Origin of the sequence: Methyloversatilis sp. NSM2 (assembly GCF_038066675.1) — a bacterium.
In the GTDB taxonomy this organism is placed as follows: Bacteria; Pseudomonadota; Gammaproteobacteria; order Burkholderiales; family Rhodocyclaceae; genus Methyloversatilis; species Methyloversatilis discipulorum_A.
Window position 1 is genome coordinate 159,190 of sequence record NZ_JBBUKV010000006.1, and the last position, 18,733, is coordinate 177,922.

An 18,733-nucleotide genomic window follows, 5' to 3' on the forward strand; every position below is an offset into this window, starting at 1 on the left:
TTCAGTTCAGCGCTGACAGCCCGGCCTCATCAGGCCTGGCCTCGATTCAGGATTTCCAGACCGACCTTGCCGGCGGCGATTTCACGCAGCGCGACGACGGTGGGCTTGTCCTTGTCGCCATCGACCTGCGGCGTGCTACCTGCGGACAGCTGGCGGGCACGGTAGGTAGCGACCAGCGTCAGCTGGAAACGATTCGGAATGCGCTTCAGACAATCTTCGACGGTAATGCGTGCCATATCAATTCACACCCAGGGATTGGAAGAACTCAGGATGTCGGGCCATCTGGCTCGATCGGAGCAGCCGCGCAGCGCGTGCGACGGTGACCATTTCGTCCAGCGCCTGACTCAGTATGTTATTGATTATAACGAAATCAAACTCGCGAAGATGACCGATCTCTTCGCGCGCCGCAGCCAGCCTTCGTTCTATCACCTCCGGCGCGTCCGATCCGCGACCGGTCAGCCGCTGCGCCAGCGCCTCGAACGACGGCGGCAGGATGAAGATGCTCACCGCCTCCGGAAACAGCGCACGCACCTGCTGCGCGCCCTGCCAGTCGATTTCCAGCAGCACGTCATGGCCGGCATTGAGCCGTTCTTCGAGCCAGCGGCGCGAAGTGCCGTAGTAATTGCCATGCACGTGCGCCGACTCGATGAAGTCGCCCGCCGCGCGCATCGCGCTGAAAGCGTCGGTGCTGACGAAGTGATAGGCAACGCCATCCACCTCGCCCGGACGCGCCGCCCGCGTGGTGTGCGACACCGACAGTCCGATCTGCGGGTCACGTTCGAGCAGACCGCGCACCAGCGTGGTCTTGCCTGCACCGGACGGTGCGCTGACGATGAAAAGTACGCCGCGTTTAGCCATGTCTTGCAATGAAAAGGACGAAATCCGCCGGAACCGCGTCAACGGCAGGCCGGCGTGAATCTGGAGCCGCCAAGCGACTCACTCGGGCTCACTCGATGTTCTGCACCTGCTCGCGCATCTGTTCGATCAGCAGCTTGAGCTCCATCGCGACGCCGCCCACGTCCTGCGCGACCGACTTGGACGCCAGCGTGTTCGCCTCGCGGTTCAGTTCCTGCATCAGGAAGTCGAGCCGTTTGCCGGCGCTGCCGCCCTTGGCGAGGATGCGCTCCACTTCGTCGAGATGCGCGGACAGCCGGTTCAGTTCCTCGGCAACGTCGATGCGCACCGCGAACAGACCGACTTCAGTGCGGATGCGCTCATCGTCGGCGCTGCCTATGGCTTCCTGCAGCTTCTGCACGAGCTTGGCCTGGTACTCGCGCACCACCTCGGGCACACGCGGCGTTACCTGCGCGACCAGTTCGCGCATGCGGGTGACGCGCTCCATCAGCATGCCGGCCAGTCGCACGCCTTCGCGGCTGCGCGAGGCGGTGAGGTCGGCCAGCGCCTGCCGCACCGCCCGTGCCCCGGCTTCGGTCAGCGCCTCGGCCGGTATCGTGTCGTCGCCCAGCATGCCGGGCCAGCGCAGCACCTCGGCGACCGACAGCGAGGCGGCCTGTGGCAGTGCCGCGCGCACGCCGGCTTCGAGCGCCACCAGCTGGGCCAGCAGCTGCGGGTTCAGTGCCAACTCCCGGCTGGATTCGCCACTCGCCTGCAGACCGGCACGGCAATCGACCTTGCCGCGCGACAAGGCGCCGGTGATCTGCTCGCGCAGCAGGGGCTCGATCACACGCAGTTCGTCGGGCAGCCGGAAATGCAGGTCAAGGAAACGCGAATTAACGGTTCTGAGCTCAAGGTTCAGCGTTGCTGCGCCGACACTGACTGCAGCCGTCGCGAAACCCGTCATGCTGTGTATGCTGCCTGCCACGCGTTCTTCCCCTGTTGATCCATCGGTCATCAACGCGTGCAAACGCTGTCGACAGCACCTGTCGGGCAGCTTTACAGCCTGTGGGCAAACGCCCAGAATCGCGCCGAAACAAGGATCATAGCGGCCCGCAGAATGCCCCCACAAGTCAATTGCGCCCTGCCGCCGGGCTTTGAACTGGACCAGTACCGCATCCACAGCCAATTGAGCCTGGGCGGGTTTTCCATCGTCTATCTGGCGCACGACCGCGACAACACGCCGGTCGCGATCAAGGAATACCTGCCGAACGCGCTGGCCCTGCGCGAGGAAGGCCATATCCAGCCGAAGATTCCCGAGGAATTCCTGCCGGCCTTCCGCTATGGCATGAAGTGCTTCTTCGAGGAAGGGCGCACGCTGGCCGGGCTGAATCACCCGAACGTGGTGCGCGTGCTCAACTTCTTCCGCGCCAACGACACCGTGTACATGGTGATGCGCTACGAACGCGGCCGCACGCTGCAGGACTACATCACGCGTCGCCGCGGCGAGATTCGCGAAAGTTTCATCCGCTACGTGTTCACGCGCCTGCTCAACGGCCTGCGCGAAGTGCATTCGCACAAGCTGCTGCACCTGGACATCAAGCCGTCGAACATCTACCTGCGCAACAACGGTTCGCCGGTACTGATCGACTTCGGCGCCGCACGCAACACGCTGATGGTCGACACGCCGATGCTGAAGCCGATGTACACGCCCGGCTTTGCCGCCCCCGAGCACTACCGCAACCGCGACCTGCTCGGCCCGTGGAGCGACATCTACAGCATCGGCGCCAGCATGTACGCCTGCCTGTCGGGCGGACCGCCGCAGGCGGCCGACCAGCGCATGGAGAACGATACGGTCATCCTCGCCTCCGAGCGCTGGATAGGCCAGTACTCGAAGCAGCTGCTCGAAACGATAGACCTGTGCATGCAGCTCAATCACCTGAAGCGGCCGCAGAGCGTTTTCGCCCTGCAGCGGTCGCTGGCCACCTGGGATCGCGAGAACGAGGAAGCCGAACTGACGGCGGCGGGCAGCGCCAGCACCAACGCCTCGGAACACTGGCTCGACCGCGTGCGCGCACAGTTCAGCCGCTTCAGTACCTGGATGAGCAAATGAGATTCACCATCTTTCAGGACAGTCGGGTCGGCAAGCGCAAGTCCAATCAGGACCGCATGGCCTACTCGTATTCGCGCGACGCACTGCTGCTGGTGGTGGCCGACGGCATGGGTGGTCACTTCCAGGGCGAGGTGGCGGCGCAGATCGCGGTGCAGTACCTGGTCGAATCCTTCCAGCGCGAAGCCAAGCCGCGGCTGAACGATCCCTTCCTGTTCCTGTCGCGCGGCCTGACCAACGCACATTGCGCCATCCTCGACTACGCCGACGAGCGCGACCTCGAGGATGGTCCGCGCACCACCTGTGTCGCCTGCGTGATCCAGGATTCGGTCGCCTACTGGGCGCACGCCGGCGATTCGCGGCTGTACGTGCTGCGCGCCGGCCACGTGATGACACAGACGCGCGACCATTCGCGCGTGCAGCGCATGATCGACCGCGGCCTGCTGGACGAGGACGGTGCGATGACACACCCGCACCGCAACCGCATCTACAGCTGTCTCGGCGGCCCGATCGCGCCGCAGATCGAGTATTCGCGCAAGACGCCGCTGCTCGCCGGCGACACCGTACTGCTGTGCAGCGATGGTGTGTGGGGTCCGCTGGGCAACGATGTGCTGCTGAAGACCTTCGAGAACCCCGATGTGATGACCGCCGTGCCACGGCTGATGGATCAGGCGGAGGCAGCGGGCGGAGACACGGCCGACAACCTGACCACGGTGGCGATCAACTGGCACGACAACTACGCCGACGAGCCTCAGGGCTCGGTCACCACCCGCACGCTGCCGCTCGACCGTCACACCACGGTGATCGAAAGCTTCGGCGACCGCGCGTCGATGCGCGAAGAGTGGGACGAATCGGCAATCGAATCCGCCATCGCGGAAATCAATTCCGCGATCAACAAGTACTCGAAGGGACAATGACGTGACACGACCCAGCGGCCGCCGGCCCGACCAGGCGCGCGACCTGCGCATCACCCGCAACTTCACCTGCCACGCCGAAGGTTCGGTGCTGATCGAGGTCGGCAACACGCGCGTGCTGTGCACCGCCAGCGTCGAAGAGAGCGTGCCGCCCTTCCTGCGCGGCAAGGGCCAGGGCTGGGTGACCGCCGAATACGGCATGCTGCCGCGCTCCACCCATACGCGCAGCGCGCGCGAGGCGGCCAAGGGCAAGCAGACCGGCCGCACCCAGGAAATCCAGCGCCTGATCGGCCGCAGCCTGCGTTCGGTCACCGACCTCGCCGCGCTCGGCGAACGCCAGATCACGCTGGACTGCGACGTGCTGCAGGCCGACGGCGGCACCCGCTGCGCCTCGATCACCGGCGCCTGCGTCGCGCTGCACGACGCGCTGACCGGTCTGGTGAAGAAGGGACTGCTGCCCGCCAACCCGCTGCGCGAACTGGTCGCCGCGGTGTCGGTCGGAATACACGAAGGCACGCCGGTGCTCGACCTCGACTACGACGAGGACTCGAACTGCGACACCGACATGAACGTCGTGATGACCGCATCCGGTGGCCTGTGCGAAGTGCAGGGCACGGCCGAAGGCGTACCCTTCACCCGCAACGAACTGAACGCGCTGATGGATCTGGCCGAGAACGGCATCAACGGCCTGATCGCCGCCCAGCGCCGCGCACTGGAGATCTGACCCCGATGACGATCGAACGCCTGGTCCTCGCAAGCAACAACGCCGGCAAACTGCGCGAGCTGTCGGCCATGCTGGCGCCACTGGGCATCGAGGTGGTCACGCAAGGCTCGCTTGGTGTCAGCGAGGCGGAAGAACCCCACCCCACTTTCGTCGAGAACGCGCTGGCCAAGGCACGCCACGCGGCGCGCGAAACCGGGCTGCCTGCGCTGGCCGACGACTCCGGCCTGTGCGTCAGCGCACTCGGCGGCAAGCCGGGCGTGCTGTCGGCGCGCTACGCCGGCGAACCGAAATCGGATCTCGCCAACAATGCCAAGCTGATCGCCGATCTGCACGGCGTCGACGACCGTCGCGCCCACTTCTATTCGGTCATCGTGCTGGTGCGCTCGGCCGACGATCCGCAGCCGCTGATCGCCGACGGCGAATGGCATGGCGAAATCGTCGCGCAGGCACGCGGTGACGGCGGCTTTGGCTACGATCCGCACTTCTTCGTGCCTTCGCTCGAACAGACCGCCGCCGAACTGGCGCCGGAACTGAAGAACACGCTGTCGCATCGCGCAGCGGCGATGCGACATCTGCTCGACCGGCTCAAGACGCCGTCATGAGCCGCGTCATCCCGCTGAAGCCGGCGCGCGCCGCGCAGCCGGTTGCGGCGGGCGCAGCAACATCTGCACCGGTCTTCACCGTTTCGCCGCCGCTGTCGCTGTACATCCACTTCCCGTGGTGCGTACGCAAATGCCCCTACTGCGACTTCAACTCGCACACGGTGCGCGACGGCATTCCCGAAACCGCCTACATCGACGCGCTGATCGCCGACCTGGAATCGTCGCTGCCCGACATCTGGGGCCGCCGGGTGCAAACCATTTTCTTCGGCGGCGGCACGCCCAGCCTGATGACGCCGGACGCGCTCGACCGCCTGCTCACCGCAGTGCGCGCACGCGTGAATCTGTCGCCGGAAGCGGAAATCACGCTGGAGGCGAATCCGGGCACGGTGGAAGCCGACCGTTTCAAGGGTTTCCGCGACGCCGGCGTGAACCGTCTGTCGATCGGCGTGCAGAGCTTCGACGACCGCCAGCTCGCCGCGCTCGGCCGCATCCACGACACGCGCGAGGCGCGGCGCGCCATCGACCTCGCGCTGCGCACCTTCGAACGGGTGAACATCGACCTGATGTACGCGCTGCCGCAGCAGACGCTGACCGAAGCGCTCGCCGATCTCGACACCGCGATCGCCACCGGCGTGACCCACCTGTCCTGCTATCACCTGACGCTGGAACCGAATACGCCGTTCGCGGCGCAGCCGCCCGACCTGCCGGACGACGACGTTTCGGCCGATATGCAGGAGGCGATAGAAGCGCAGCTGGCCGACGCCGGTTTCATGCACTACGAAACCTCGGCCTTCGCCAGGCCGGGCCAGCAGTGCCTGCACAACCTGAATTACTGGCAGTTCGGCGACTACCTGGGCATCGGCGCCGGCGCCCACGGCAAGCTGAGCTTCCACGACCGCATCCGCCGCGACATGCGGCACAAGCATCCGAACGCCTATCTGGAAGGCGCGGCGCGCGGCGATTTCGTGCAGGAGTCGCGCATGGTCGGCAGCGATGAACTGCCCTTCGAATTCATGATGAATGCGGCGCGGCTGAACGACGGCTTCCACGTCGACCTGTTCGCGCGTCACACCGGCCTTGCGCTGGAGCAGCTGATGCCGCGACTGCTCGAAGCGCGCGAAGCGGGGCTGCTGGCACTGGACAGCGGCCGGGTAAAACCGACGCTGCGGGGGCGGCGCTTCCTGAACGAGCTGCTGCAGCGATTTCTCGACTGAGGATGCCTGCGGGTCGTCGCAGTGCGAGGACCCGCAGCTGCGGCTTCAGCCCCTGCGCCGGAAGATCACGTCCCACACGCCGTGACCCAGCCTGAGGCCGCGCGCCTCGAACTTGGTCAATGGGCGGTAGTCCGGTCGCGGGGCGAAACCGTCGGCGGTGTTTTCGAGCAAGGGTTCGGCGGACAGCACGTCCAGCATCTGCTGGCCGTAATCCTCGATGTCGGTCGCGCAGTGCAGATAGCCGCCGGGCGCCAGCTTGGCGGCGAGCTGGGCGACCAGCGGTGCCTGGATCAGGCGGCGCTTCAGATGGCGCTTCTTCGGCCACGGGTCGGGAAAATACACGTGCACGCCGGCCAGCGAACCATCGGGAATCATGTCGCGCAGCACCTCGACCGCGTCATGCTGGATGACGCGGACATTGGCGAGCTGCTGTTCTGCGATCAGCTTGAACATGTTGCCGACACCCGGGCCATGCACCTCGATGCCGATGAAATCGGTATCCGGTCGCGCGGCCGCGATTTCGGCGGTAGTGAAACCCATGCCGAAACCGATTTCCAGCACCACCGGCGCGGTACGCCCGAAAGTAGCGGCGTAGTCGATCGCCTGCGCCGCGTACGGAATGCCCCAGCGCGGCATGCCTTCTTCGATATTGCGGATCTGGGCGGGCGACATGCGGCCCTGGCGCAGCACGTAGCTGCGGATGTGGCGTTGCGGGCGCGCGTCGTCAGCGCCCTCCGAGGTGTCCGGCGTGTTGTCGTCGTTCATGCGAAAAATCCTGCAGCGCGACGCGTCAGGCGCCGCGCGAAGTGGGTTCAGCCGGTGATCAGGCCGCTGGTCGGCGAGCTGGGCGCGCCGCTGTAGAGCTTGCGCGGCATGCGGCCGGCGAGGAAGGCTTCGCGGCCGGCCTCGACGCCCTTCTTCATCGCGCTGGCCATCAGCACCGGGTTCTGCGCCTTGGCGATGGCGGTGTTCATCAGCACGCCGTCGCAGCCGAGCTCCATCGCGATGGCGGCGTCCGACGCCGTGCCCACGCCGGCATCTACGATGACCGGCACCCGCGCGTTGTCGATGATGAGGCGCAGGTTCCACGGATTCAGGATGCCCATGCCGGAGCCGATCAGGCTGGCCAGCGGCATCACCGCGACGCAACCGATCTCTTCCAGCCGTTTGGCCATGATGGGGTCGTCCGAGCAGTAGACCATCACGTCGAAGCCGTCGCGCACCAGTGTTTCGGCCGCGGCCAGCGTCTGCGTCATGTCCGGGAACAGCGTGTCGGCGTCGCCCAGCACCTCCAGCTTGACCAGGTTGTGGCCGTCGAGCAGTTCGCGCGCCAGCCGCAGCGTGCGCACCGCGTCGTCAGCGGTGTAGCAGCCGGCGGTGTTGGGTAGCAGCGTGTAGCGGTCGGGCGGCAGCACCTCCAGCAGGCTGGGTTGCCCCGGCTCCTGGCCGATATTGGTGCGGCGGATGGCGACGGTGATGATTTCGGCGCCGGAGGCCTCGACCGCTTCGCGGGTTTCGTCGAAGTCGCGGTACTTGCCGGTACCGACCAGCAGACGCGACGAGAACTCGCGCGTGCCGATCTTCAGAATGTCCTTGCTCATGCGAATGTTCCGGGTTCAGCCGCCGCCTACGGCAACGACGATTTCGAGGCGGTCGCCGGCGCTCAGCACGGTCTGCGCGTGCGACGCGCGCGGCACGATTTCTCCGTTGCGCTCTACCGCGATGCGCTTGCCGGTCAGCGCCAGTGCGGCGACCAGGTCGGCCACGGTCTGCCCGGGCGTGATCGGGTGCGGCTGGCCGTTCAGATGGATGGATACGGTGGGTGCGCTCACCGCACAAGTGTACCGGTATTGCAGCGCAACGCACGCCGGGCCGGGCGGATGCGCCGGATCAGGTCGGGAGTTTGTCCCTTAACAATTCGCGCACTACTGATCATAGTCGCGACGCGCCCGATGTCTGTCCATGCACCCGCGAGAAGGTGCGCCCGGGCGCGCAACACAAGCCACCCGTGCCGTCCGGCTGCGCACTCGCATGTGCAGGCGTTCGCGCGCGACAACGGAGAATCAGAGACGTGAGAACCAGAAAAATCGCGAGGAGTCCCGCCCCCACCCTGATCGCGCTGGCGATCGGCTGCATCGGTGGCGTCGCCCACGCCCAGAGCAGCCCGACCGCGCTGCCCGCGATCACCGTGATCGAAGCCCTGCCGGACCGGCTCGAAGCCATTCCCGGCTCGGTCCATGCGATCGGTCCGGAACAGCTTGAAGCGCAGCGCCCGCTGTCGATCATGGAAGCGGTGCGTGAAGCGCCGGGCGTACATGTCGTCGGCGAGGACGCCTTCGGTCTGAACCTGAACATCGGCGTGCGCGGCCTCGACCCGCGCCGCAGCAGCCGCACATTGCTGCTGGAAGATGGCGCACCGATCCAGCTGGCGCCGTACGCCGATCCGACCACGCACTACCACACGCCGCTCGAGCGCATCCGCCGCATCGAGGTGATCAAGGGATCGGGCCAGATCGTGCACGGCCCGCAGACGGTGGGCGGCGTGATCAACTTCGTCACGCAGGACGTACCGCGCAAGTTCCAGGGTTCGGTGCAGGCTTCGGCCGGCAGCCGCGACTTCTACGGCTTGTCGGCCAGCGTCGGCACCGGCGGCGACTGGGGTGGCGTGCTGCTCAGCGCCAGCCAGAAGGAAGGCGACGGCACCCGCCGCGGCAACGAGCACAAGATGACGGACGTGTCGATCAAGGCACTGCTGAACCTGAATGCGCGCAACACGCTGATGCTGAAGTACGGCTACTTCGAGGAGGACTCGAAGTTCGGCGAAGCCGGCCTCGACCAGGCCCGCTACGAGCGCGACCCGTATGCCAACCCCTTCCGCGACGACCGCTTCGAACTGGAACGCAACGCCGCACAGGCGGTGCACACCTTCCAGATCAACGAAGAGGCGAAGCTGACCACGAATATGTATTACAGCAAGGTGGATCGCGCCTCCTACCGCCAGCTCGACGCCATCGCCGAGGAGGACGAACTGGAAACGCTGCGCGACGGCGACCCGGTGCCGCTGTCCGGCGCCTGCCCGGCGAACATCGACTACACGGTGCCGAACGGCTTCGAGGACTTCGCCCGTCTGTGCGGCAACAACATGCGTCCGCGCACCTATGAAACCTTCGGCATCGAGCCGCGGCTGGACCTGAAGCACAACACCTTCGGCATCCAGAACGAGCTGGTGATGGGCGTGCGCCTGCACTGGGAGGATGTCAGCCGCAAGCGCTACAACGGCGCCTTCTCGACCGCGCGCGAGAACTCGATCGGCACGCTGCTGCGCGACGACTTCCGCATCAAGACCGACGCGCTGTCCGGCTACGTGCAGAACACCTTCTACGTCGGTAACTGGTCGCTGACGCCGGGTGTGCGTTACGAACAGTACCGGCAGACCTTCAGCGCCTCGACCGAGGACTTCAACCCGGTCAATGCCCGCCTGTCCGACAAGAACGACAAGGTGCTGCCCGGTTTCGGCGTAACCTGGTTCGGCATGCCCGACACCACGGTGTTCGCCGGCGTGCACCGCGGCTTCGCGCCGCCGCGCCCGGACGCCACGCTGTCGCCGTTCGACGCCGACTACGTCGCGGTGAGCCCGGAACTGAGCACCAACTACGAGCTGGGCATGCGTTCGGCGCCGCTCAAGGGCGTGCAGCTCGAAGCCACGCTGTTCCGCATCGACTTCAAGAACCAGATCGTGCCCGGCCAGTCGCTCGGCCTCGGCCAGACCTTCGCCAACGGCGGAGAAACCCGCAAGGAAGGCCTGGAGCTGGGCGGCCGCATCGACTTCGGCCGCATGAACGGCAGTGCGCACAACGTCTACCTGAAGGGCTCGTACACGCATCTGTGGACGGCGCGCTTCGAGAACGACGTGCTGAACACCGTCTATGACGCTGCGCGCAACGAGATCGGCGAGGTCAACGTCAATGGCAACCGCACGCCGTACGCGCCGCGCCACCTGCTGGCCGCGGCGATCGGCTACGAGCACGCGTCGGGCTTCGACATGCGGCTGGGCGTCGAGCACATCAGCGAGCAGTACACCGACGGCCTGAACTCGAAGACGCCGCTGCCGGACGGGCAATCGGGCGAGATCGATGCGCAAACCATATTCAACGCATCGGCCAACTACCGCCTGAAGCCGCAAGGCATGACGCTGTTCCTCAGTGCCGCCAACCTGACCGACCGCACCTATATCGTGAGCCGCGTGAACGGCATCCACGTGAACCGGCCGCGGCAGGTGATCGCCGGCGTGCGCTGGGACTTCTGATCCACGTCCGCCTCTGCCCAGATTTCCCGTCCGCGCGAGCGGACGGGAACTGACGGCGCCGGCATGACTCTTTTCGACAGTCCCGCAACGGAGTGCCCGATGAACCGTTACTGCATCGCCACCGCACTTTTGCTGCTGTCGCCTGTCGCCTTCGCCGCCGGCGATCTGAGCAAGCAGGAGCCGACGACCGTCACCATCCAGATGGGCGTCGACAAGGGCCAGCACCGCTTCACCCCGGACGCGCTGACGCTCGAAACCGGCAGGCTTTACGCGCTGCGCATCGACAACACCGGCAGCGAACCCTATTACTTCGGCTCGAATGGCCTGGCCGATGCCGTCTACACGCGCAAGGTCGTCGCCAAGGACGCCGCCGGCAAGGTAGTCGCCGAGATCTACGGCCCGATCCGGCGCATCGAAGTGGCGCCCGGCCACAGCGTCGAGTGGTGGTTCCTGCCGATACGCACCGGCAAATTCGACGACGTGATGTCGAAGCGCTCGCAGGCCGAAGCCGGCATGCGCGCGACCATCGAGGTGAAGTAGACACGCATCCGGCGTACAATCCGCAGCGCCCCGGCACCTGCCGGGGCCGCGATGCGGGTGTAGCTCAATGGCAGAGCTGAAGCTTCCCAAGCTTAAGACGAGGGTTCGATTCCCTTCACCCGCTCCACTGCATCATTCTGCGGACTTCCGCAGAAGTCCAAGAGAGTCTGCAAGTCGTTGCCACACAAGGACTTTTCCTCTCTTTGACGTTCTGCCGCGGTCCACTGCGATCCATCTACAGCCGGGACTTTTAAGTCCACAAACAAGTCCATTTTTGCGGGCGCGGCTGATTCCGGATTGTTGATGGAGGGGCGAGGTCGACGTGACCAGCATCTGGTTCCTGACTCATGTTCAGGAGCAAGAGCATGGCACTCTCAGACCTGGCCGTTCGACAGGCCAAGGCAACTGGCAAGGCATACACCCTCCCTGACTTGGATGGCCTCTCCCTGGCCGTCACGGCTGCAGGGGGCAGGACTTGGCACTTCCGCTACTACTGGGCGGGCAAGCAGAAGCGGATGTCGCTCGGCACCTATCCGGAGGTGACGCTTCGCGAGGCCCGCAGCCTGCGCGACGAAGCGCGCGCCCTGCTGGCCAAAGGCACCAATCCTCGCGTTCACCGCAAGCAGAAGCGCACCGCTGTCCGGCTCGCCGACGAAAACACCTTCGAGGCGGTGTATCGCAAGTGGCTCAAGCATCGCGGGCTCAGCCTCAAGGAAGGCCGGCAGACGACCCTCTCGATACTTCCGCGCATCTTCGACAAGGATGTGCTGCCCGCCTTGGGCAAGCGGTCGATCTATGAGATCAAGCGTCCCGACCTCTTGGAGGTGATCGCCAAGATCGAGAAGCGCAGGGCGCTCTCCGTCGCCGAGAAAGTCAGGACGTGGTTCAACCAACTGTTCCGCTACGCGCTGGTGATCGTGCCGGGCCTGGAGCAGAACCCTGCCTCCGATCTCGATGTGGTGGCGCTGCCGCTGCCACCCGTCAACCACAACCCGTTCCTGCGCATGGCCGAGCTGCCGAAGCTGTTGCAGCGGCTGCGCAGCTATCGCGGCAGGCGGCAGACCCAGCTCGGGCTGCGGCTATTGCTGCTGACCGGCGTGCGAACCGGAGAGCTGCGACAGGCGACGCCGGATCAATTCGATCTGGACCGTGGGTTGTGGATCATCCCGCCCGACGTCGTGAAGCAACTCCAGTTGGATATGCGCAAGAAGCGGCAGCAGGCGAAGGACATCCCGCCCTACATCGTGCCGCTGTCGATTCAGGCCATGGAGATCGTCCGGCACCTGCTGGATGAGTTCAAGCCGGCCCAGCGCCACCTGTTCCGGCACGACAGCGACTTGAAGAAGCGCATCAGCGAGAACACGCTCAATGGTGCGCTCAAGCGCATGGGCTATCAGGAACGCCTGACCGGACACGGCATCCGCGGCACGATGTCCACTGCGCTCAACGAGATCGGCTACCCGAAGGTCTGGGTGGATGCACAGCTCTCGCATGTCGATCCCAACAAGGTCAGCGCGACCTACAACCATGCCGAGTACGTGGAGCAGCGTCGCCGCATGATGCAGGACTGGGCCGATCGGCTCGACCTCTTCGAGCAGAACCAGGTCGAGGCAGCCAGCATGCCGCTCACCGTGCATCTGGAAGGCGTGCCCGCGTTCCCGTGTGAGCAAACCGCAAGCGCGCCCTCCACGCCGGTTGCCGCTTCGCCAATCCTGCTCGTGACGAAGCCGGGTGACGCCATGCCGTTGGTTTCTGCCGCCGCACATCGGCTGCCGGCGGTTCCGCCCCCTCGATCGGCCGCGCCGCTGGTGCCTTCGGACATTCAGCGCGAGAGGATGGAACTGTTCGATGTCTTCGAGGCGCCGCACAACCTTCCCGTCGCTGCGTTTGCCAGGATGGCAGGCAAATCCCGCAGGTGGATCAGCTACGAGATCAAGGCGGGCAACTTGCTGGCGTTGAACGTAGGCAACCGCGGCCAGCGCGTGCCGGACTGGCACCTCGACCCACTCAAGCACGAGCTGATCCAGTCCGTCCTGAAGCTGACCAGGGGTGCGGACCCTTGGCAGATCTACCATGCACTGCTGCAGCCGCGCTCGATGCTGCGGGGGCGTTCGGCACTGGAGGGCGTGACGGCCAGCAATCTCGACAAGCTCGTCATGGCCGTGAGCACAGCCGTGAAGGAAAGCGAATGGACCCTGCCGCGAGTCGGGGTCGCCTAGCAGGGGAAGCCACAGAATTTGGGAAAAATCGTACGCTAAACGCCAGCGCTGGCCTCGTCTCGGGTGCTGACGGTATGGCAAGAACAATTCACGAGCCCTTGAAGAATGCCGCACGCCTCGACGGGTCGTGCGCCGGCGCACTTTTCACGCAAGGCCGTCAAATGCAGCCTTAGCTGCAACAACGCCTCGACCCGCGCCTCCACCTGCCGGATATGGTCATCCAGCAGGGCATTCACTTTTCCGCAATCCTGGGTGGGGCTGTCCCACAGGTTCAGTAAGGTCCGAATCTCGCCCAGCGACATGTCCAGCGAACGGCAGTGGCGAATGAACTGCATGCGCTTGACTTGCTCCTCGCCGTACAGCCGATAGTTCCCTCTGCTTCGCGCCGGCTCAGGCAATAGCCCTTCCTTTTCGTAGTAACGAATGGTCACGACCTCGCATCCCGTGCGCTGCGCCAGTTCGCCGATCCTGATTTCCATGCTGGTCCTCCAATGCTTGACCCTATAGCCACTATAGGGATTTTAATGCATTTGAACGAATGACGACGCCGAGGAATTGCTATGAGTTGCGGATCAAGCGGGTACGGTTGTGCTGATGCTCCCGTTCTCAAATCAGAAACACAGACCAGCGCCACTACCGGGGTGGCGGTTGCCGTCTATCACATCGAGAACATGGACTGCCCCACGGAAGAAGCGCTGATCCGGGGCAAGCTGGGCGGCGTGCCCGGCGTGGTGGAGCTCGATTTCAACCTGATGCGGCGCACCTTGACCGTGCGGCACACCCTGGCGTCGTTGGCCCCCGTGGAACAAGCCTTGGCGGCTGTCGATATGCAGGCGGTGCGACAGGACGACCGCTCGGCGGTGCAGACCACCCGCCTTGCCATCGCCAAGATGGATTGTCCGTCCGAGGAGGCGCTGATCCGCAGCAATCTCGCCACGCTGGCCGGTGTGATCGATCTCGACTTCAACCTGATGCAACGCACGCTCACCGTGCGCCATGCCCCAGCCGTGCTGCCTGACGTGCTGGGTGCTCTGCAATCGCTCGGCTTCGAGGCCCAAGTGCTCGAAGAAGCCAACCGCACGCCTGCGTCATCAGCACCGGGGCAGACCACGACCCATTGGTGGCCGCTCGGCATCTCGCTAGTCGCCGCTGTTGCGGCGGAGGCCGTGTACTGGCTCCAAGGCGGCAATCATTGGTCGGTGATGGTTCTGGCTCTGGTCGCCATCCTCACCGGTGGCCTGTCCACCTACAAGAAAGGATGGATTGCCCTCAAGAACCGCAACCTCAACATGAACGCCCTGATGTCGATTGCCGTCACCGGGGCCATGTTGATCGGGCACTGGCCGGAGGCGGCGATGGTGATGGTGTTGTTCGCTTTGGCCGAGGTCATCGAGGCCAAGTCGCTGGACCGCGCCCGCAACGCCATCGCGGGGCTGCTCGATCTGGCCCCGGAGCGAGCCACGGTGCAACAGCCTGATGGCTCATGGCGCGAGGTGGATGCCAAGCAGGTTGCGATCGGCAGCCGGGTGCGAGTGCGGCCTGGCGAACGCATCGCCCTCGATGGGGAGGTCGTAGAAGGCCGCTCGACCGTGAACCAAGCGCCGATCACCGGGGAGAGTCTGCCCGTCGACAAGGGCCTAGGCGATCCCGTCTTTGCGGGTTCCCTCAACGAGTCAGGCTCGTTCGAGTACCGTGTCACGGCGCTGGCGAACAACTCCACGCTGGCCCGCATCATTCATGCGGTGGAGGCCGCACAAGGCAGCCGCGCGCCGACCCAGCGCTTCGTGGATCAGTTCGCGCGCTGGTACACGCCCGCCGTATTCGCCTTGGCCGTGGTCGTCGCACTGGTGCCGCCGCTCTTTGTGGGAGCGGCATGGCTGGATTGGATCTATCGGGCGCTGGTTTTGCTGGTGATCGCCTGCCCGTGCGCGCTGGTGATTTCGACACCCGTCAGCATCGTCAGCGGGTTGGCCGCAGCGGCACGCCACGGCATTCTCATCAAGGGCGGCGTGTATTTGGAAGAGGGCCGCAAGCTGCGCTGGCTGGCCTTGGACAAGACCGGCACCATCACCCACGGCAAGCCCGCGCAGACCGACTTCGTTGCCTTGGGTAACGCTTCGCCCCAGCACGCCCGTAGTCTCGCGGCCAGCCTGGCCAGCCGCTCCGACCATCCGGTGTCCAAGGCAATCGCGCAAGCCGCCCTTGCCGACGGCGTGGCGCTGCGCGAAGTCGCGGAATTCGCCGCATTGCCCGGCCGAGGCGTGCGCGGCGTGATCGACGGAGTGGCCTATCACCTCGGCAACCATCGGATGCTCGACGAGCTGGGACATTGCTCCCCCGCAATGGAACAACGCATCACCGCACTGGAAGCCGAGGGTAAGACGGCGGTGATGCTGGTGGAGCCCGAGGGCGTGCAGGCGCTCATGGCAGTGGCCGACACCATCAAGGACAGCAGCCGGAGCGCCGTGGCCGAACTGCACGCGCTGGGCATCCAGACCATGATGCTGACCGGCGACAACCCACACACCGCCAAGGCGATTGCCACACAGGCCGGGATCGACCGCGCACAAGGCAACCTGCTCCCCGATGACAAACTGCGCGAGATCGAAGCGCTTGCCCAGTCCGGCGGGGTCGGCATGGTCGGTGATGGAATCAACGACGCTCCGGCGTTGGCTCGTGCCGACATTGGCTTCGCGATGGGCGCGGCGGGCACCGACACGGCCATCGAGACGGCCGACGTGGCGCTGATGGACGATGACCTGCGCAAGATTCCGACCTTCGTGCGGCTGTCCCGCACCACGGCACAGGTGCTCACACAGAACATCGCGCTTGCGCTGGGCATCAAGGCCGTGTTCCTGGTGCTCACCTTCACCGGCCACGCGACCATGTGGATGGCGGTGTTCGCCGACATGGGAGCTAGCCTGCTGGTGGTGGGCAATGGCTTGAGGCTGCTGCGCCGATGAGTTGGAAATTCGTGCTGTATGACTGGGCCGGTCTGAATCTCGCGCTATTTCAAGCGATCAATGCTGGGACGCCCGCAGTGCTGTGGCCGCTGGCGTCGCTCTTCAGCCTAATCGGCAGCTACTGGACCGCGCCCCTAACCGTACTGGGCCTATGGGCATGGTCAAAGGCATCTTCCGATCCGGCCCGCGTTCGGCTAGTGCGGAGCCGTTTGTTGCACTTCGGCGTCGCGTTCTTGCTGGCCTTGGCGGCGGCGTCGGCCTTGAAGTGGTGGCTCGACTTTCCGCGCCCGCATGCGGTGCTGGGCGCAGCGGTGCATGTCATCGGCGCTGTGGAGCTGCATTACAGCCTGCCCAGCGGGCACGCGACCTACGCGGCGCTGGTGGCCGCTGCGTTGTGGCCGCTGCTGGCCTGGCGCGGTCGCGGTTGCCTGTTGATGTATGCCGCCCTGGTTGGCTGGTCACGCATGGCGGCAGGTATGCACTTCCCGGGCGACGTGCTGGCAGGCTGGGGGCTGGGCTTGGGCTGCACCGTGCTCTCGCGGTGGCTGATCTCGTTCGCCACTGCGGCGCGCGCAAAGGGGCTGCTCGCGCCGGCCTTGCCGTGGTACGGGGTGGCTGCGGCAGCGGTTGCTGCTGATCAGGCAGCCAAGCTCTCGATCGAACGGGCGTTCGTCTATGGCAAACAGGTCGAGATCACGCCGTTCTTCAACCTCGTGCATGTGCTCAATCCGGGCGCCGCGTTCAGCTTTTTGGCCGGAGCGAGTGGCTGGCAACGTTACTTCTTCATCACGTTAGGACTGCTCGTCGCGGTCTGGCTCATCCGACAACTGAAGCAGACGCTGCCGCGCTTCGAAGCCGTCGGCTACAGCCTCATTCTTGGCGGGGCACTTGGCAACGTGGTGGATCGCCTGCTGCGCGGTCAGGTTGTGGACTTCCTCGACTTCCACTGGCAGGGCATGCACTGGCCCGCGTTCAACCTCGCCGATGTTGCGATCTCCATCGGAGTCGGCTGTTTGATCGCTAGGTTCCTTGAAATTCGAGACAAGGGTAACAAGGGTAGATTGTTGTCAGGATGAGCTGCGACGCAGGCGCTGCGCGACTCCGGCAACGGGATCGACGACGGGTTGCTGCAATACCTGTCGCCGCTGGGCTGGGAGCACATCAATTTGATCGGCGACTACGTATGGCGGCAGAGCCGGAGGGCCGAAGACGTGCAGTTCCGGCCGTTACGCATCAATGGGAAGGCCAGCGCATCAGTCAGGACACCAAGCGCGCGCGGCGGGCGAATCTTGCCTGGGTGTCCGACAAGGTAGCGTTGCGGCGGAGCAGGTAAGCCATCACGATCATTGGTGCGCCGGCCAGCGGCCGTACGGCGATGCCTCGGCGTAGGTAGCTCGCCAGTCTCGCGGCAGGCGCAATGGCGATCCCGTACCCGGCAGCAACCAGCGTCATCGCCACATCGAATGTCTCCACCGTTTGCTCCCGCTCCTGCAGCGCGTTTTCGAACACGCGCTGCACGGTCACGCGCCATGGTTCATCGGCCGTGGACTGCGAGCAGATCAAGGGCTGCTTGAGCACTTCCTCGCACGGCACTTCACGGTAGGCCAGCAGGTGGGAGCGCTTGGCCACGGCGACCGCCAGCGTGTCATGCCACAGCGGCTCGCATATCCAGCCAGGCCACTGCCGGGCAGCCGCAGACAAGGCGAAGTCGAAGCCGTCGCCCGGCAGCTCCGCGCCTCGACCGGGATCTGTCCATCCGGCCAGGACGGCATGAGTCTCCGGCTCTTCGGCGCGCTGCAGGGCGAGCACGTCGGCGAGCTGGGGAGGCACCCATTCGCCGAGGACGGCCATGCGAATTTCGGCGGTGATGTCACTCGATTCCACGTCCAGCTCCCCCCAGGCGGTGAAGTCGTGGCAACTGATCTCGAAGCCGTTGAATGAGTTAAGTTTAACGTGGTTTAAATCGTGACCGTGTTCGACGCTCTTGGCAATGCCAAAGCGTTCGATCCAAAGGGGCCGCCCCACCGGCACCACTACCTACGAAGCGGAACCAGCCATCGCGTTTGGGGCTGCCGTGCGGGAAGAAAGAACCAACCAGGGTATCGCTCAGGAAACGCTGGCCCACATGGCCGGCATCGAACGGTCGCACATGGGCAAGATCGAGCGCGGCGAGCATGTCCCCACGCTACCTCTCATCCTCAAGATCGCCCGTGCGCTGAAATGCAGTTCCGCCCACTTGATGACTCTGACCGAAGCCAAGCTGGCAGAGTCGGCCCCATCCGCAGATTGAAGCCGGCCCGCACAGCG

Annotated in this window: 19 protein-coding genes, 1 tRNA gene and 1 pseudogene; 13 read left to right on the forward strand and 8 right to left on the reverse strand. The window is 65.2% G+C overall.

The features are described from left to right. Positions 1 to 29: 29 nt before the first annotated feature. The 3 genes from rpoZ to WJU27_RS14335 form a co-directional block, all read right to left on the reverse strand. A complete protein-coding gene (rpoZ, locus tag WJU27_RS14325) occupies positions 30 to 236 on the reverse strand; it encodes a DNA-directed RNA polymerase subunit omega (protein ID WP_019916482.1) in 207 nt (68 codons plus the stop codon). Between the two features lies 1 nt (position 237). Beyond that, entirely contained in the window at positions 238 to 858 is a 621-nt protein-coding gene (gene gmk / locus WJU27_RS14330; RefSeq protein ID WP_020166088.1) for a guanylate kinase, read from the reverse strand. A gap of 88 nt (positions 859 to 946) precedes the next feature. Next, entirely contained in the window at positions 947 to 1,801 is an 855-nt protein-coding gene (locus WJU27_RS14335; RefSeq protein WP_020166089.1) for a YicC/YloC family endoribonuclease, read from the reverse strand. 153 nt (positions 1,802 to 1,954) lie between these two features. On the opposite strand from WJU27_RS14335, the gene WJU27_RS14340 reads away from it, so the two are divergent. Genes WJU27_RS14340 through hemW form a run of 5 tightly spaced genes read left to right on the forward strand, consistent with a single transcriptional unit; the run spans position 1,955 to position 6,398 of the window. Then, positions 1,955 to 2,947 carry a serine/threonine protein kinase gene (locus WJU27_RS14340; protein ID WP_341422540.1) on the forward strand — a complete coding sequence of 331 codons (993 nt, stop codon included), beginning with the start codon at positions 1,955 to 1,957 and terminating at the stop codon, positions 2,945 to 2,947. Further along, positions 2,944 to 3,861 (forward strand): PP2C family protein-serine/threonine phosphatase, encoded by a 918-nt coding sequence (locus WJU27_RS14345; RefSeq protein WP_020166091.1) that lies wholly within the window; start codon positions 2,944 to 2,946, stop codon positions 3,859 to 3,861. Before WJU27_RS14340 ends, WJU27_RS14345 begins: the two co-directional genes overlap by 4 nt. Position 3,862: 1 nt before the next feature. Then, positions 3,863 to 4,582: a ribonuclease PH gene (rph, locus tag WJU27_RS14350; RefSeq protein WP_020166092.1), complete on the forward strand. Its 720-nt coding sequence runs from the start codon at positions 3,863 to 3,865 to the stop codon at positions 4,580 to 4,582. Between the two features lie 5 nt (positions 4,583 to 4,587). Beyond that, complete coding sequence (gene rdgB / locus WJU27_RS14355) at positions 4,588 to 5,184, forward strand: RdgB/HAM1 family non-canonical purine NTP pyrophosphatase (RefSeq protein WP_020166093.1); 597 nt, start codon at positions 4,588 to 4,590, stop codon at positions 5,182 to 5,184. Beyond that, on the forward strand, positions 5,181 to 6,398 hold the full coding sequence (gene hemW / locus WJU27_RS14360) for a radical SAM family heme chaperone HemW (RefSeq protein ID WP_341422541.1): 1,218 nt from the start codon (positions 5,181 to 5,183) through the stop codon (positions 6,396 to 6,398). The genes rdgB and hemW overlap by 4 nt, the downstream gene beginning before the upstream one ends. 45 nt (positions 6,399 to 6,443) lie before the next feature. Here hemW and trmB read toward each other — a convergent pair whose 3' ends face one another. Genes trmB through thiS form a run of 3 tightly spaced genes read right to left on the reverse strand, consistent with a single transcriptional unit; the run spans position 6,444 to position 8,230 of the window. Further along, positions 6,444 to 7,163, reverse strand: a complete 720-nt coding sequence (gene trmB / locus WJU27_RS14365) for a tRNA (guanosine(46)-N7)-methyltransferase TrmB (protein WP_341422542.1) — start codon at positions 7,161 to 7,163, stop codon at positions 6,444 to 6,446. 47 nt (positions 7,164 to 7,210) lie between these two features. Further along, positions 7,211 to 7,999 carry a thiazole synthase gene (locus tag WJU27_RS14370; RefSeq protein ID WP_020166096.1) on the reverse strand — a complete coding sequence of 263 codons (789 nt, stop codon included), beginning with the start codon at positions 7,997 to 7,999 and terminating at the stop codon, positions 7,211 to 7,213. A 15-nt stretch (positions 8,000 to 8,014) separates the two neighbouring features. Continuing rightward, positions 8,015 to 8,230, reverse strand: a complete 216-nt coding sequence (thiS, locus tag WJU27_RS14375) for a sulfur carrier protein ThiS (protein ID WP_341422543.1) — start codon at positions 8,228 to 8,230, stop codon at positions 8,015 to 8,017. 239 nt (positions 8,231 to 8,469) lie between these two features. On the opposite strand from thiS, the gene WJU27_RS14380 reads away from it, so the two are divergent. The 4 genes from WJU27_RS14380 (at position 8,470) to WJU27_RS14395 (ending at position 13,463) form a co-directional block, all read left to right on the forward strand. After that, complete coding sequence (locus WJU27_RS14380; protein ID WP_341422544.1) at positions 8,470 to 10,704, forward strand: TonB-dependent receptor family protein; 2,235 nt, start codon at positions 8,470 to 8,472, stop codon at positions 10,702 to 10,704. A gap of 99 nt (positions 10,705 to 10,803) precedes the next feature. Next, positions 10,804 to 11,244 carry a hypothetical protein gene (locus WJU27_RS14385; RefSeq protein WP_341422545.1) on the forward strand — a complete coding sequence of 147 codons (441 nt, stop codon included), beginning with the start codon at positions 10,804 to 10,806 and terminating at the stop codon, positions 11,242 to 11,244. 53 nt (positions 11,245 to 11,297) lie between these two features. Next, positions 11,298 to 11,371 (forward strand) — tRNA-Gly (locus WJU27_RS14390). A gap of 238 nt (positions 11,372 to 11,609) precedes the next feature. Beyond that, a complete protein-coding gene (locus WJU27_RS14395; RefSeq protein WP_023093099.1) occupies positions 11,610 to 13,463 on the forward strand; it encodes a tyrosine-type recombinase/integrase in 1,854 nt (617 codons plus the stop codon). Positions 13,464 to 13,498: 35 nt separating this feature from the next. Here the strand turns inward: WJU27_RS14395 and cadR are convergent, their stop codons facing one another. Further along, a complete protein-coding gene (cadR, locus tag WJU27_RS14400; RefSeq protein WP_341422546.1) occupies positions 13,499 to 13,942 on the reverse strand; it encodes a Cd(II)/Pb(II)-responsive transcriptional regulator in 444 nt (147 codons plus the stop codon). Positions 13,943 to 14,023: 81 nt separating this feature from the next. Here cadR and WJU27_RS14405 point away from each other — a divergent pair, with 81 nt between their 5' ends. The 3 genes and pseudogenes from WJU27_RS14405 to WJU27_RS21035 all read left to right on the forward strand — a co-directional run. Further along, positions 14,024 to 16,426, forward strand: a complete 2,403-nt coding sequence (locus WJU27_RS14405) for a heavy metal translocating P-type ATPase (protein WP_013721908.1) — start codon at positions 14,024 to 14,026, stop codon at positions 16,424 to 16,426. Continuing rightward, complete coding sequence (gene lspA, locus WJU27_RS14410) at positions 16,423 to 17,502, forward strand: signal peptidase II (protein ID WP_013721907.1); 1,080 nt, start codon at positions 16,423 to 16,425, stop codon at positions 17,500 to 17,502. The genes WJU27_RS14405 and lspA overlap by 4 nt, the downstream gene beginning before the upstream one ends. Before the next feature lie 3 nt (positions 17,503 to 17,505). After that, a pseudogene (locus WJU27_RS21035) lies at positions 17,506 to 17,658 on the forward strand (Tn3 family transposase); the annotation flags it as partial. Positions 17,659 to 17,683: 25 nt separating this feature from the next. On the opposite strand, the gene WJU27_RS14420 reads toward WJU27_RS21035, so the two are convergent. After that, complete coding sequence (locus tag WJU27_RS14420) at positions 17,684 to 18,451, reverse strand: substrate-binding domain-containing protein (RefSeq protein ID WP_445928438.1); 768 nt, start codon at positions 18,449 to 18,451, stop codon at positions 17,684 to 17,686. On the opposite strand from WJU27_RS14420, the gene WJU27_RS14425 reads away from it, so the two are divergent. Further along, positions 18,417 to 18,716, forward strand: a complete 300-nt coding sequence (locus WJU27_RS14425) for a helix-turn-helix domain-containing protein (RefSeq protein WP_003282197.1) — start codon at positions 18,417 to 18,419, stop codon at positions 18,714 to 18,716. The genes WJU27_RS14420 and WJU27_RS14425 overlap by 35 nt on opposite strands. Positions 18,717 to 18,733: the final 17 nt, after the last annotated feature.